This window comes from Pseudomonas sp. 3JA, from assembly GCF_036961705.1.
Classification (GTDB): domain Bacteria; phylum Pseudomonadota; class Gammaproteobacteria; order Pseudomonadales; family Pseudomonadaceae; genus Aquipseudomonas; species Aquipseudomonas fluorescens_Q.
This window is the reverse complement of the sequence record NZ_JBAMDJ010000056.1, coordinates 1-13,867: the sequence shown is the minus strand read 5'-3', so window position 1 is coordinate 13,867 and position 13,867 is coordinate 1. Positions and strand designations below refer to the sequence as shown.

13 protein-coding genes are annotated in these 13,867 nt (G+C 62.2%); 10 read left to right on the top strand and 3 right to left on the bottom strand.

The features are described from left to right. Nucleotides 1-156: 156 nt before the first annotated feature. Nucleotides 157-867: a tellurite resistance TerB family protein gene (locus V7773_RS28000; protein WP_063322810.1), complete on the bottom strand. Its 711-nt coding sequence runs from the start codon at nucleotides 865-867 to the stop codon at nucleotides 157-159. Between the two features lie 183 nt (nucleotides 868-1,050). Between V7773_RS28000 and V7773_RS27995 the strand changes: the two genes are divergently transcribed. From V7773_RS27995 to V7773_RS27955, 9 genes are all read left to right on the top strand, one after another. Beyond that, complete coding sequence (locus tag V7773_RS27995; protein ID WP_018611075.1) at nucleotides 1,051-1,965, top strand: LysR family transcriptional regulator; 915 nt, start codon at nucleotides 1,051-1,053, stop codon at nucleotides 1,963-1,965. Between the two features lie 140 nt (nucleotides 1,966-2,105). Beyond that, the gene (locus tag V7773_RS27990; RefSeq protein WP_336076274.1) at nucleotides 2,106-3,563 is read left to right on the top strand and encodes a gamma-aminobutyraldehyde dehydrogenase; all 1,458 of its coding nucleotides are present in this window, start codon (nucleotides 2,106-2,108) and stop codon (nucleotides 3,561-3,563) included. A 90-nt stretch (nucleotides 3,564-3,653) separates the two neighbouring features. Beyond that, a complete protein-coding gene (gene ydcS / locus V7773_RS27985; RefSeq protein WP_072346663.1) occupies nucleotides 3,654-4,805 on the top strand; it encodes a putative ABC transporter substrate-binding protein YdcS in 1,152 nt (383 codons plus the stop codon). Nucleotides 4,806-5,034: 229 nt separating this feature from the next. Next, on the top strand, nucleotides 5,035-6,072 hold the full coding sequence (locus tag V7773_RS27980; protein WP_014336742.1) for an ABC transporter ATP-binding protein: 1,038 nt from the start codon (nucleotides 5,035-5,037) through the stop codon (nucleotides 6,070-6,072). Between the two features lies 1 nt (nucleotide 6,073). Then, complete coding sequence (locus tag V7773_RS27975) at nucleotides 6,074-7,021, top strand: ABC transporter permease (protein WP_336076273.1); 948 nt, start codon at nucleotides 6,074-6,076, stop codon at nucleotides 7,019-7,021. Further along, complete coding sequence (locus tag V7773_RS27970; protein ID WP_057448389.1) at nucleotides 7,011-7,829, top strand: ABC transporter permease; 819 nt, start codon at nucleotides 7,011-7,013, stop codon at nucleotides 7,827-7,829. The genes V7773_RS27975 and V7773_RS27970 overlap by 11 nt, the downstream gene beginning before the upstream one ends. A gap of 82 nt (nucleotides 7,830-7,911) precedes the next feature. Continuing rightward, complete coding sequence (locus V7773_RS27965) at nucleotides 7,912-9,336, top strand: gamma-aminobutyraldehyde dehydrogenase (protein WP_336076272.1); 1,425 nt, start codon at nucleotides 7,912-7,914, stop codon at nucleotides 9,334-9,336. A 146-nt stretch (nucleotides 9,337-9,482) separates the two neighbouring features. Then, complete coding sequence (locus V7773_RS27960) at nucleotides 9,483-9,746, top strand: CopG family ribbon-helix-helix protein (RefSeq protein WP_063322816.1); 264 nt, start codon at nucleotides 9,483-9,485, stop codon at nucleotides 9,744-9,746. Continuing rightward, on the top strand, nucleotides 9,709-10,008 hold the full coding sequence (locus V7773_RS27955; RefSeq protein ID WP_063322817.1) for a type II toxin-antitoxin system RelE/ParE family toxin: 300 nt from the start codon (nucleotides 9,709-9,711) through the stop codon (nucleotides 10,006-10,008). Before V7773_RS27960 ends, V7773_RS27955 begins: the two co-directional genes overlap by 38 nt. Before the next feature lie 44 nt (nucleotides 10,009-10,052). On the opposite strand, the gene V7773_RS27950 is transcribed toward V7773_RS27955, so the two are convergent. After that, nucleotides 10,053-10,238, bottom strand: a complete 186-nt coding sequence (locus V7773_RS27950; RefSeq protein ID WP_003198116.1) for a hypothetical protein — start codon at nucleotides 10,236-10,238, stop codon at nucleotides 10,053-10,055. A 361-nt stretch (nucleotides 10,239-10,599) separates the two neighbouring features. Between V7773_RS27950 and V7773_RS27945 the strand changes: the two genes are divergently transcribed. Then, a complete protein-coding gene (locus V7773_RS27945) occupies nucleotides 10,600-12,228 on the top strand; it encodes a glucan biosynthesis protein D (protein ID WP_063322818.1) in 1,629 nt (542 codons plus the stop codon). 113 nt (nucleotides 12,229-12,341) lie between these two features. Here the strand turns inward: V7773_RS27945 and V7773_RS27940 are convergent, their stop codons facing one another. Then, a complete protein-coding gene (locus tag V7773_RS27940) occupies nucleotides 12,342-13,448 on the bottom strand; it encodes an NADH:flavin oxidoreductase/NADH oxidase (RefSeq protein WP_063322819.1) in 1,107 nt (368 codons plus the stop codon). Nucleotides 13,449-13,867: the final 419 nt, after the last annotated feature.

Sequence of the window (13,867 nt, the reverse complement as noted above, 5' to 3'; positions counted from 1 at the left end):
ACGGACCGACGCGGTATGACGTGACCCACCGCATCGGCTGGTTTGGGGCGGCTGCGCCACCCAGCGGGAGCAAGCTCCCTCGCCACAGGGGGTTGCGCCCTTCTGTGGGAGCCTGCTCGCGATGGCGGTGGATCAGGGAATAGCGCTGGGGCTGTTCTAGGCGGTCGCCTGGCGCACCTGTTTTTCCAGTTCCACTTTCAACCCCGGCTCCAATTTGAGTTGGCGCGCCAGTTCATCGAGGTAGGACTTCTCCATGAAGTTTTCCTCGTCCACCAGCATTACGCTGGCGATGTACATTTCTGCCGCCATCTCCGGGGTGCTGGCGGCGCGGGCGACGTCGGTGGGGTCCAGGGGCTTGTTGAGTTCGGCGTGCAGCCAGTGTTGCAGTTCCTGGTCGTTGTCGAGCTTGGTGAACTCGCCTTCGATCAACTGCCGCTCGCGCTCGTCCACATGGCCGTCGGCCTTGGCCGCCGCCACCAGCGCCTTGAGGATCGCCTGGCTGTGCTGCTCGACCTGCGCCGGGGGTACACGGTCGAGGGTCTGCGGTTCGGATCTCGGCGCGGTGCCTTGCTGGGCCTGCCAGTTGCCGTAGGCCTTGTAGGCGATCACGCCCAAGGCTGCGAGGCCGCCATAAGCCAAGGCCTTGCCGCCGAAGCTGCGGGCTTTCTTGTTGCCCAGCAACAGGCCCATGGCGCCGGCGGCCAGTGCCCCGCCGCCCGCGCCGGAAAGCATCCCGCCCAGGTTGCCGGAGCCGCCGAGCAATCCACCCAGACCGCCGGATGACTTGCCTTGGGACCCGCCAGCCTTGTTCTGCAACATTTCCTGGCCGGACTTGAGAAGCTGATCGAGCAATCCACGGGTGTTCATTTGTTGCCTCCACCTATTCGGGTCAACTTAAGGCCACCAGCGTAGATCGAAAGTGCCCCGGCGCCGTTGGCGAGATTGCTTCCAGATGTTGCCTGGCTCATTCAAAGACGCGCTCACCTATCCTTCTAAAAAAACGATATACACTCCAGCACATTGATAAAACCGCCTTCCGGGTATTCGACCATGATGACCCTGCGCCAGATCCGCCATTTCATCGCTGTGGCCGAAACCGGCTCGATCTCCGCCGCTGCGCAAACGGCGTTCATTTCCCAGTCGACCTTGACCCTGGCCATCCAGCAACTGGAGCAGGAAATCGGCGTCAGCCTGTTCAACCGCCACGCCAAAGGCATGACCCTGACCCATCAGGGTCATCAATTCCTGCGCCAGGCCCATTTAATCCTGGCTACGGTCGACAACGCCAAGCGCAGCCTGCAACAGAGCACCGACCAGGTCGCCGGCCAAGTCACCATCGGCGTCACCAGCCTGGTCGCCGGCTATTACCTGGCGGACCTGCTGACCCGTTTCCAGCGCGCCTATCCCAACGTGGAAATCCGGGTGATGGAGGACGAGCGGCCCTACATCGAGCATTTACTGGTCAGCGGCGAAATCGACGTCGGGGTGTTGATCCTGTCCAACCTGGAAGACCGCCATGCCTTGCAGACCGAAGTGCTGACGCATTCACCACACCGCTTGTGGCTGCCGGCGCAGCACCCATTGCTGGAACACGACAGCATCAACCTGGCCGACGTGGCCCGCGAGCCGCTGATCCAGCTGAACGTCGATGAAATGGACCGTAACGCCCAACGCCTGTGGCGCGGTGCCGGCCTGCAACCGAAGATCACCCTGCGTACGGCATCGACCGAAGCGGTGCGCAGCCTGGTGGCGGCGGGGTTGGGCGTGTCGATCCAGCCGGACATGACCTACCGGCCTTGGTCGCTGGAGGGTGACATCATCGAAGCACGACCGATTGCCGACCTCAACCAGACCCTCGACGTCGGCCTGGCCTGGCGCCGGGGCACGGCGCGACCGGCGTCGGTCGACCCGTTCCTGGCCGTCGCCCGGGAACAGCCTCATGGCGGGCGCAAGCCATCTATTTAATCGAACGCAGCCTTGAGTATTTCGAATTTGTCGGCCTTGAGGCTGAGCACTAGTCTTGCTGCATCACCACATTCCATTGTGGGAGCGAGCTCGCTCCCACAGGTTCGGTGTTTCAACCGACATAAAAAGAGAAATCGGACATGGCTGGTATGCAAACCCCGTTGTGCACCGCGTTGCTGATCGACGGGGAACTCGTTCCCGGTGCAGGCCTTGTCGAGCCGATTCTCAACCCGGCCACCGGCGAAGTGGTGGCTCACATCGCCGAGGCCAGCACTGAACAGGTGGAAGCCGCGATCCTCGCCGCCCATCGCGCCTTCGACGGCTGGTCGCGCACCACGCCGCAACAACGCTCGAACCTGCTGCTGGACATTGCCAGCGCCATCGAAAAGAACGCCGATGAACTGGCCCGCCTCGAATCCCTGAACTGCGGCAAGCCGCTGTACCTGGCGCGCCAGGACGACCTCAGTGCGACGGTGGATGTATTCCGTTTCTTCGCTGGCGCCGTGCGCTGCCAGACCGGCCAGCTCAGTGGCGAATACCTGCCCGGCTACACCAGCATGGTGCGCCGCGACCCGATTGGCATGGTGGCGTCCATCGCACCATGGAACTACCCGATCATGATGGCCGCGTGGAAAATCGCCCCGGCCCTGGCCGCCGGCAATACGCTGGTGTTCAAGCCGTCGGAACACACACCGCTGTCGATCCTGGCCCTGGCGCCGACACTGGCGCAGATCCTGCCTCGAGGCGTCATCAATATCCTCTGCGGGGGCGGCGAAGGGGTGGGCAGCCATCTGGTCAGCCATCCCAAGGTGCGCATGGTCTCGCTGACCGGCGATATCGTCACCGGACAAAAGATCCTCCAGGCCGCGGCGAAAACCCTCAAGCGCACGCACTTGGAACTGGGCGGCAAGGCACCGGTGATCGTGTGCAACGACGCCGACATCCAGGCCGTGGTCGAAGGCGTGCGCACCTACGGTTATTACAACGCCGGGCAGGATTGCACCGCGGCGTGCCGGATCTACGCCCAAGGTGCGATTCACGATCGCCTGGTGGCCGAACTCGGTGCGGCGGTCAGTAGCCTGCGCTTTGCCGGCAAGCGCGACGCCGACAACGAGATCGGCCCGCTGATCAGCACCCGCCAGCGCGACCGCGTCGCCAGTTTCGTCGAGCGCGCCCTCGGCCAGCCGCACATCGAACGCATCACCGGCGCGGCGGTGCATTCCGGCGCCGGTTTCTACTACCAGCCCACGCTGCTGGCCGGTTGCAAGCAAAGCGATGAAATCGTCCAGCGCGAGGTATTCGGCCCGGTGGTCACCGTGACCCGCTTCGACGAACTCAGCCAGGCGGTGGACTGGGCCAACGACTCCGAATACGGCCTGGCCTCCTCGGTGTGGACGCAAAACCTGGACAAGGCCATGCAGGTCGCGGCGCGCCTGCAATACGGCTGCACCTGGATCAACAGCCACTTCATGCTGGTCAGCGAAATGCCCCACGGCGGCCTGAAGCGCTCGGGCTATGGCAAAGACCTGTCCAGTGATTCGCTCCAGGACTACAGCGTGGTGCGCCACATCATGGCCCGCCACGGCCAGCATCTGTAGATAACAGCACTACTCTAATAACAGGCCTTCAATGGCGCTTCACCCCGTTGAAACACTGCCCCGACCATAATTAAAGCAAGAGGGATTTCCATGTACGCGCACAAGACCGTATTGCTCAGTGCAATCACCACGGCGCTGCTGACCAGCGTCAGCCTCCAGGCCGCCGAACCGCTCAAGGCCGTCGGCGCCGGCGAGGGCCAACTGGATATCGTCGCCTGGCCGGGTTACATCGAACGCGGCGAAAGCGACAAGGCTTACGATTGGGTCACCGGTTTCGAGAAGGAAACCGGCTGCAAGGTCAATGTGAAAACCGCCGCTACCTCCGACGAAATGGTCAGCCTGATGACCAAGGGTGGCTACGACCTGGTCACCGCCTCGGGCGATGCCTCGTTGCGGCTGATTGCCGGCAAGCGTGTGCAGCCGATCAACACCGCGCTGATCTCCAACTGGAAAAACCTCGATCCGCGCCTCAAGGATGCACCGTGGTACGTGGTCAACCAGCAAACCTACGGCACCCCGTACCAGTGGGGCCCGAACGTGCTGATGTACAACACCGACGTGTTCAAGCAGGCGCCTACCAGTTGGAACGTGCTGTTCAGCGCCCAGAACCTGCCCGACGGCAAGCCGAACAAAGGCCGCGTGCAAGCCTACGATGGTCCGATCTACATCGCCGACGCGGCGCTGTACCTCAAGACCGCCAAGCCTGAGTTGGGCATCAAGGACCCCTACCAACTCGACGAGGCGCAGTACAAGGCCGTGCTGGAATTGCTGCGGGCCCAGCAACCGCTGATCCACCGCTACTGGCACGACACCACCGTGCAGATGAGCGATTTCAAGAACGAAGGTGTGGTGGCGTCCGGCGCCTGGCCGTATCAGGTCAACGGGCTGATGAACGAGAAGCAACCGATCGCCTCGACCATTCCCAAAGAAGGTGCCACTGGTTGGGCCGACACCACGATGTTGCACGCCGAGGCCAAGCACCCCAACTGCGCGTACAAGTGGATGGATTGGTCGCTGCAACCGAAAGTCCAGGGTGACGTCGCCGCCTGGTTCGGCTCCTTGCCGGCGGTGCCGGCGGCGTGCAAGGGCAGCGAGCTGCTGGGCGCCGAGGGCTGCAAGACCAACGGTTTCGATCAGTTCGACAAGATCGCCTTCTGGAAAACCCCACAGGCCGAGGGCGGCAAGTTCGTGCCGTACAGTCGCTGGACCCAGGACTACATTGCGATCATGGGCGGGCGCTAAAGCGCATTAACCTGTTTTGGGGGAACCTGCTTAACCCTGTGGCGAGGGAGCTTGCTCCCGCTGGCGTGCGCAGCACGCCCAAAACAGACCAACGCGGTATGACCTGACCCACCGCATCGGCTGGTTTTGGGGTGGCTGCGCCACCCAGCGGGAGCAAGCTCCCTCGCCACGGGATCGCATTCCAATCCCTGAAATTTCATACCCGCCCCGCTTTTTGGAGCCCCGCACCATGACGCTTGCAGTCCAATTCACCCAGGTATCCCGTCAGTTCGGCGATGTGAAAGCCGTTGACCGGGTTTGCATCGACATCCAGGACGGCGAGTTCTTTTCCATGCTGGGCCCATCCGGTTCGGGCAAGACCACCTGCCTGCGGCTGATCGCCGGGTTCGAACAACCCAGTGCCGGCTCGATCCGCATCCATGGCGAAGAGGCCACCGGGCTCGCGCCATACCAGCGCGACGTCAATACGGTTTTCCAGGATTACGCCCTCTTCCCCCATATGAACGTGCGCGACAATGTGGCCTACGGCCTGAAAGTCAAAGGCGTCGCCAAGGCCGAGCGCATCAAGCGCGCCGACGAAGCGCTGGAGATGGTTGCCCTGGGCGGCTACGGCGAACGCAAGCCGGTGCAGCTCTCCGGCGGCCAGCGCCAACGCGTGGCCCTGGCGCGTGCGTTGGTCAATCGCCCACGGGTGTTGCTGCTCGATGAGCCCTTGGGCGCCCTGGACTTGAAGTTGCGTGAACAGATGCAGGGCGAGTTGAAAAAGCTGCAACGCCAGCTGGGCATCACCTTCATTTTCGTCACCCACGACCAGACCGAAGCACTGTCGATGTCCGACCGCGTGGCGGTGTTCAACAAGGGCCGCATCGAACAGGTCGACACCCCACGCAACCTGTACATGAAACCGGCGACCACCTTCGTCGCCGAATTCGTCGGCACCTCCAACGTGATCCGTGGCGAGCTGGCCCGGGAACTGAGCGGTTATCCACAGCCGTTTTCGATTCGCCCGGAACACGTGCGTTTCGCCGAGGGTCCGTTGGCCAGTGGTGAGATCGAAGTCCACGGCCTGCTGCACGACATCCAATATCAGGGCAGCGCCACGCGCTACGAGTTGAAACTTGCCAACGGCCAGACCCTGAACCTCAGCCAGGCCAACACCCAGTGGCTCGACAACACGGCGCAGCACCAGACCGGCCAGCATCTGAGCGTTCGCTGGGCGCGGGAGGCGATGGTCGCGCTGCACGACACCGTCAGTGGCGAGGTGTGAGATGAACACCCTGGCCATCGCTCAAACGCCCTCGCCCGGCTCACCGTTGCGACGTTTTTCCAACCTGCTGTACCGGCGCCCCAACCTGTACCTGTCGATGTTGCTGGTGCCGCCACTGATCTGGTTCGGCGCAATCTACCTGGGCTCGCTGCTGACCTTGCTGTGGCAAGGTTTCTACACCTTCGACGACTTCACCATGGCGGTCACGCCGGACCTGACCCTGGCGAATTTCACCGCGCTGTTCCAACCGTCGAACTTCGACATCATTTTGCGCACCCTGAGCATGGCGATAGCGGTGTCCATCGCCAGCGCCATCGTCGCGTTCCCGATTGCCTATTACATGGCGCGCTACACCAGTGGCAAGACCAAGGCGTTTTTCTACATCGCGGTGATGCTGCCGATGTGGGCCAGCTATATCGTCAAGGCCTATGCCTGGACACTGCTGCTGGCCAAGGGCGGCGTGGCGCAATGGTTCGTCCAGCACCTGGGCCTGGGGCCGGTGTTGCAGTTCGTGCTGGGGATCCCGGGCGTGGGTGGCAGCACCTTGTCCACCTCACACCTGGGGCGTTTTTTGGTGTTCGTCTACATCTGGCTGCCGTTCATGATCCTGCCGATCCAGGCGTCCCTGGAGCGCCTGCCGCCATCGCTGCTGCAAGCCTCTGCCGACCTGGGCGCCAGGCCACACCAGACGTTCATGCAGGTGATCCTGCCGCTGTCGATCCCCGGCATCGCCGCCGGCTCGATCTTCACCTTCTCGCTGACCCTGGGGGATTTCATCGTGCCGCAACTGGTGGGCCCGCCGGGCTACTTCGTCGGCAGCATGGTCTACGCCCAGCAAGGCGCCATCGGCAACATGCCCATGGCCGCGGCGTTCACCCTGGTGCCCATCGTGCTGATCGCGCTGTATTTATCCATCGTCAAGCGACTGGGAGCTTTCGATGCACTCTGACTCTCAAGACCGGGCCTCGTGGGGCTTGCGGATCGCGGCGTGGGGCGGGCTGGTGTTCCTGCACTTCCCAATCCTGATCATCTTCCTCTACGCCTTCAATACCGAGGACGCGGCGTTCAGCTTCCCGCCCAAGGGCCTGACCTTGAAGTGGTTCAGCGTCGCCTTCTCGCGCCCGGATGTACTGGAAGCGATCAAGCTGTCGTTGCAGGTCGCGGCCATCGCCACACTGATCGCCATGGTGCTTGGCACCCTGGCCTCGGCGGCGCTGTACCGCCGGGATTTTTTCGGCAAACAGGGCATTTCGCTGATGCTGATCCTGCCGATTGCCTTGCCGGGCATCATCACCGGTATCGCGCTGCTGGCGACCTTCAAGACCTTGGGCATCGAACCCGGGATGTTCACCATCGTCGTCGGCCATGCAACCTTCTGCGTGGTGATCGTCTACAACAACGTGATCGCCCGCCTGCGCCGCACCTCCCACAGTCTGATCGAGGCTTCGATGGACCTGGGCGCCGACGGCTGGCAGACCTTTCGCTACATCATCCTGCCTAACCTGGGGTCGGCACTGCTGGCCGGCGGGATGCTGGCGTTCGCGCTGTCGTTCGACGAGATCATCGTCACCACCTTCACCGCCGGCCACGAACGCACCTTGCCGCTGTGGCTGCTCAACCAGCTCAGCCGCCCTCGCGATGTGCCGGTGACCAACGTGGTGGCGATGCTGGTGATGATGGTCACGATGTTGCCGATATTGGGCGCGTATTACCTGACCCGTGGCGGTGAGAGCGTGGCCGGTAGCGGCGGGAAATAGTCACGGTGGAACCGGATCCCTTGTGGGAGCGGGCTTGCTCGCTCCCACAGGAGTCACAAACAAGATTGAAGAGGACTTGGACATGCAAACCAAACTGCTGATCAACGGCCACCTGGTGAACGGCGAAGGCCCCGGCCAGGCAGTGTTCAACCCGTCGCTGGGGCGAGTACTGGTGGAAATCAACGAGGCCAGCGAGGCCCAGGTCGATGCCGCCGTGCGCGCCGCCGATGCCGCCTTCGAAGCCTGGTCGCAAGTACCGCCCAAGGACCGCTCCCTGTTGCTGCTCAAGCTGGCCGATGCCATCGAAGCCCACGGCGAAGAACTGGCGAAGCTGGAGTCGGACAACTGCGGCAAACCCTTGAGCGCCGCGCTGAACGACGAGATCCCGGCGATTGCCGACGTATTCCGCTTCTTTGCCGGTGCCAGCCGCTGCATGAGCGGTTCGGCGGGGGGCGAATACCTGCCGGGGCACACTTCGATGATCCGTCGCGATCCGGTGGGCGTCATCGCCTCCATCGCGCCGTGGAACTACCCGCTGATGATGGTCGCCTGGAAAATCGCCCCGGCCCTGGCGGCCGGCAATACCGTGGTGCTCAAGCCGTCGGAGCAAACCCCACTCACGGCGTTGCGCCTGGCGGAACTGGCGTCGGAAATTTTCCCGGCTGGTGTACTCAACGTGATCTTTGGCCGTGGGCAGACCGTCGGCAATCCGCTGGTCACCCACCCGAAAGTGCGCATGGTGTCGCTGACCGGCTCCATCGCCACCGGCTCGAACATCATTTCCAGCACGTCCGACAGCGTCAAGCGCATGCACATGGAACTGGGCGGCAAGGCCCCGGTGATCATTTTCGACGACGCCGATATTGACGCGGCGGTGGAAGGCATTCGCACTTTCGGTTTCTACAATGCCGGCCAGGACTGCACCGCCGCCTGCCGCATCTATGCCCAGCAAGGCATCTACGAGCAGTTCGTCGAAAAGCTCGGCGCCGCGGTGGGCAGCATCAAATACGGCTTGCAAACCGCATCCGACACCGAGATGGGCCCATTGATCACCGCCCAGCACCTCGACCGCGTGGCCGCTTTCGTCGAACGGGCCATCGCCCAGCCACATATCCGCCTGATCACCGGCGGCAAGGCCGTGGACGGCAACGGTTTTTTCTTCGAGCCGACGGTGCTGGCCGACGCCCAGCAGGATGACGAAATCGTCCGCCGGGAAGTCTTCGGGCCAGTGGTGTCCGTCACCCCGTTTCTCGACGAGGCACAGGTGCTGGCCTGGGCCAACGACTCGGACTATGGCCTGGCCTCATCGGTGTGGACCGCCGACATTGGCCGTGCCCATCGCCTGTCGGCACGCCTGCAATACGGCTGCACCTGGGTGAACACGCACTTCATGCTCGTCAGCGAAATGCCCCATGGCGGTCAGAAACGTTCCGGCTATGGCAAGGACATGTCCATGTATGGGCTGGAGGACTACACGGTGGTGCGACATGTGATGTTCAAGCATTGACGACCAGACAACGTTGGCAACACATGCTCGCGCCTGCCCGGCGTTCGTCCTGCTAAGGTTTTCGTCGATCGGTGCACGCCCGCCGGTTGACGGAAATCCTGGCAGCACCTAGGGTGTCTACAACGTATACACCTTGGAGATCAGCCATGGCCTCGCCCGTTTTGTCCTTTCGTGTGGAAGAAGGTCTGGCCCAACAGCTGGACTTGCTGGCTGCCGCCACCGACCGCGACCGCCAGTATCACCTCAAGCGTGCACTGGTTCGATATGTGGAAGCCGAATCCTGGCATCTGCAAGCCATCAGCGAAGGCATGGCCGATGCCGATGCTGGAAATCTGACCGATCTGGACGCCGTGAAGGCTAAGTGGGCAAAGCGTGCCGAGCATCGTACTGACCGACAAAGCACAGAGTGACCTCGACTCGATCCACGAACATTACCAAAGCGCTATCGGCGCAGAAGGCGCCGATGAGGTCATCCTCGCCATCCTGGAGACATTGCGCCAACTGCAACGCTTTCCCGGCTCGGGCCGTCCTTCGGTCGTTCCCGATATTCGAGAGCTGGTGTTGACACGCTACCCGTTCGTTGCCCCGTACCGGCTCGAGCAGGGACAACTGCAAGTGCTGCGGATACTGCACCAGCGCACCGAACGTCCCCAGGATTGGTCGGTGGAGTGATGTCGGCCGGCGCGCCTGCCCCGACCGCTCACCTGCGCCACGCTTCAAAACCGCGAAACACTCCTCATCGCATCCACCAGGTAGCGCATGGCGATGCGGTCGTTTTCCGACAACTCCCGATAGCGCTCCACCAGTCTCAATTCTTCAAGGCTGAGCCGGCGTGTCCTGCGCGGGTTGGTCAGGCCTGGAAAGATCCCCAGCATTTCGGTAATGCCCTGTATTTTTGTCATGAGTTGTCCTTCTTTACGTCGAGGTTGACCTGATAGCGCCGTCTGAACCCGGGTTAGATCGTCTATCACGCTAAAGAATAGGGAGGATTCAAAGCGTGAAAAGGGAGTTTTAGAGTAATTAGTCAAAAAATGCCGCAATCCTTATAAAAAAAGAAATAACTGTAAGAAAATTTGACCAGGCCACGCTTTCCTTGCTCTCAAAGCCTGTATTTCCCCTATGATTTTGCGCCTCGGTGAACCGATCCAGCTCTCAGGTATCTGTTCTAACGTTCGTCGCGTTTGGCCAAAGGCATGTCCGAACTCTTTTATCAGTCTTTGTTGCCAGGATCGGCTCGGGATTGTTTCGAGAAAGGTTGTATTTATGCACCGCAGGAATCTGCTCAAGGCCTCCATGGCCTTCGCCGCCTACACCGGGCTTTCAGCCTCAGGCCTCATGGCAGCACGCGCCTGGGCCGCCGATCAGACTGCCGACGGCGAAGCCCGTCCTTTTGACTTCAACGGTTTGAAAGATCAAGCCCGACGGCTGGCCGAGAGCCGCTATGTCGACACCAAGCAAGTCCTGCCAGAAACCCTGGCCCTGATGTCTCCGCTGCAGTTCAACGCCATCCAGTACGACGTCAACCACTCGCTGTGGAATGACCTGGACGGGCGGCAACTGGATGCGCAGTTCTTCCACGTCGGCATGGGCTTCAAGCAGCCGGTGCGCATGTACAGCGTCGATCCGAAGACGCGTATGGCCCGTGAGGTGCACTTCCGTCCGGAACTGTTCAACTATCAGAAAACCACGGTCAACACCGCGCAATTGAAGGGTGACCTGGGCTTCGCCGGCTTTCGCGTCTTCAAGGCGCCGGAACTGGATCGGCACGACATCGTTTCGTTTCTGGGGGCCAGCTACTTCCGCGCCGTGGATGCCAGCGGCCAGTACGGGCTGTCGGCCCGCGGTTTGGCCATCGACACCTACGCCAAGCAACGCGAAGAATTCCCGGACTTCACCAAGTTCTGGTTCGAAACCCCGGAAAAGAACAGCACCCGGTTCGTGGTTTATGCCCTGCTCGACTCCCCCAGCGCCACCGGAGCCTATCGGTTTGACATCGATTGCCAGCCAACCCGGGTAGTGATGGAGATCGACGCGCACATCAATGCCCGTACCGCCATCGAGCAACTGGGTATCGCGCCCATGACCAGCATGTTCAGCTGTGGCACCGTCGAACGGCGCATGTGCGACACCATTCACCCGCAAATCCACGATTCCGACCGGCTGGCCATGTGGCGCGGCAACGGCGAGTGGGTGTGCCGTCCGTTGAACAACCCCGCCACCCTGCAATTCAACGCCTTCGCCGACAAGGACCCGAAAGGTTTCGGCCTGGTGCAGACCGACCACGACTTTGCCAGCTACCAGGACACTGTGGACTGGTACAGCAAGCGCCCAAGCCTGTGGGTCGAACCGACGACGGCCTGGGGCGAAGGCTCGGTCGACTTGCTGGAGATTCCTACCACCGGCGAAACCCTGGACAACATTGTCGCGTTCTGGACGCCGAAAAAACCGGTGGCCGCCGGCGACTCGCTGAACTATGGCTACAAGCTCTACTGGAGCGCGCTGCCGCCGGTCAGCACGGACCTGGCCCGCGTCGACGCCACCCGCTCAGGCATGGGCGGTTTCATCGAAGGCTGGGCACCGGGCGAGCATTACCCGACCGTCTGGGCCCGTCGCTTTGCCGTGGACTTCAGCGGCGGCGGCCTCGACCAACTGCCGCCGGGCACCGGCATCGAACCGGTGGTGACCTGCTCCCACGGCGAAGTGAAGGACTTCAATGTGTTGGTGCTGGATGCGATCAAGGGCTACCGCATTACCTTCGACTGGCACCCGACCGACGACAGCGTGGAGCCGGTGCAGATGCGCCTGTTCATTCGCACCAAGGACCGCACCTTGAGCGAGACCTGGTTGTACCAGTACTTCCCGCCGGCGCCGGATAAGCGCAAGTATCCCTGATCGTTATCCAGCGACTGGGCTTGCTCGCGATGAGGCAAGTACAGGCACCGGCATTTCAGCCAGACAAGCAAAAGCCCCGGCCAACCCGACCGGGGCTTTGTTTTATCCCTCACTCAATCGCGCAAATCCGACTCATGAATCGGCTGGTCCCGATGCGTTGCCCGCTGGTACTGCGCGGGCCACGTGGCCTTGCGTCCGCCCAGGTCATCGTCGGCATGCAGGGCCCAGTACGGATCGCGCAACAATTCGCGGGCCAGGAAGATGATATCGGCCTGGCAGGTGCGCAGGATGTGTTCGGCCTGGGCTGGTTCGGTGATCATGCCGACGGTGCCGGTGGCGATTTCCGACTCCTTGCGCACCCGCTCGGCAAAGCGCGTCTGGTAACCCGGGCCGGTGGGAATTTCCGCATTCGCGGCCGTGCCACCCGATGACACATCGATCAAATCCACTCCCAGGGCCCTGAATCGCCGCGCCAGCTCCACGGTTTCGTCCGGGTTCCACCCGTCCTCGACCCAATCGGTGGCAGAAACGCGAACGAACACCGGCAGTTCTTCAGGCCATACGGCCCGCACCGCTTCGGTGACTTGCAGCACCAGGCGGATGCGATTCTCGAACGAGCCGCCATATTGATCGCGCCGCTGATTGCTCAAGGGCGAGAGGAACTGATGCAACAGATAACCATGGGCCGCGTGGACCTCAACCACCTTGAAGCCGGCCGTGAGAGCACGCTTGGCCGAGTCCACGAAGGCCTGGATCACCCCGGCGATCTGCCCTTCGTCCAGTTGCACCGGCTGGGTGTGTTGCGGGTCGAAGGCAATCGGCGACGGACCGACCGGCACCCAGCCGCCATCCGCCGGTTTGACGCTGCCATGCTTGCCCAGCCAGGGTCGCCAGGTGCTGGCCTTGCGTCCGGCATGGGCCAGTTGTATGCCCGGCACGGCCCCTTGGGCGGTGATGAACCGGGTGATGCGTTGCAAGGGTTCGATCTGTTCATCATTCCACAGCCCCAGGTCCTGGGCAGTGATGCGACCGTCGGCGGTGACGGCGGTGGCTTCGGTGAACACCAGGCCGGCACCGCCCACGGCACGGCTGCCCAAGTGCACCAGGTGCCAATCGTTGGCCAGGCCATCGGTGCTCGAATACTGGCACATCGGCGATACCGCGATGCGATTGGGCAGGGTCAATTGGCGAAGGGTATAGGGTTCCAGCAGCAGACTCATGGGGCACCTCTCGAATCAGTGGGCAGGCTCCAGGGTTCTGTTTGAAAAGTCGACGTGTGACAAAAGGTGCAACACCCGCCCCCGCGGGCAAAAAATTCGACAAGACGTCACAAGGGCTATCAAGCAGTGCTTAGAGCCTAGTCGACAACCCGCAGGGACGGAGGGTTCAGAACTTAAAAACCGACGGTGTGACGCAAGCGCCTCCCCCTGTGGCGAGGGAGCTTGCTCCCGCTGGGCTGCGCAGCAGCCCCCTCTCAAGCTCACTCAATCAACCTGATTCACCGCGTCGCCAGGTTCTAGGGCCGCTGCGCGCCCCAGCGGGAGCAAGCTCCCTCGCCACGGGAATTGGGCACGGCGTGGGTTAAGGGAATGCCTCGAATCGGTGTCAGCTTCAAGAGCAAATCGGTTGGTCGACCGGA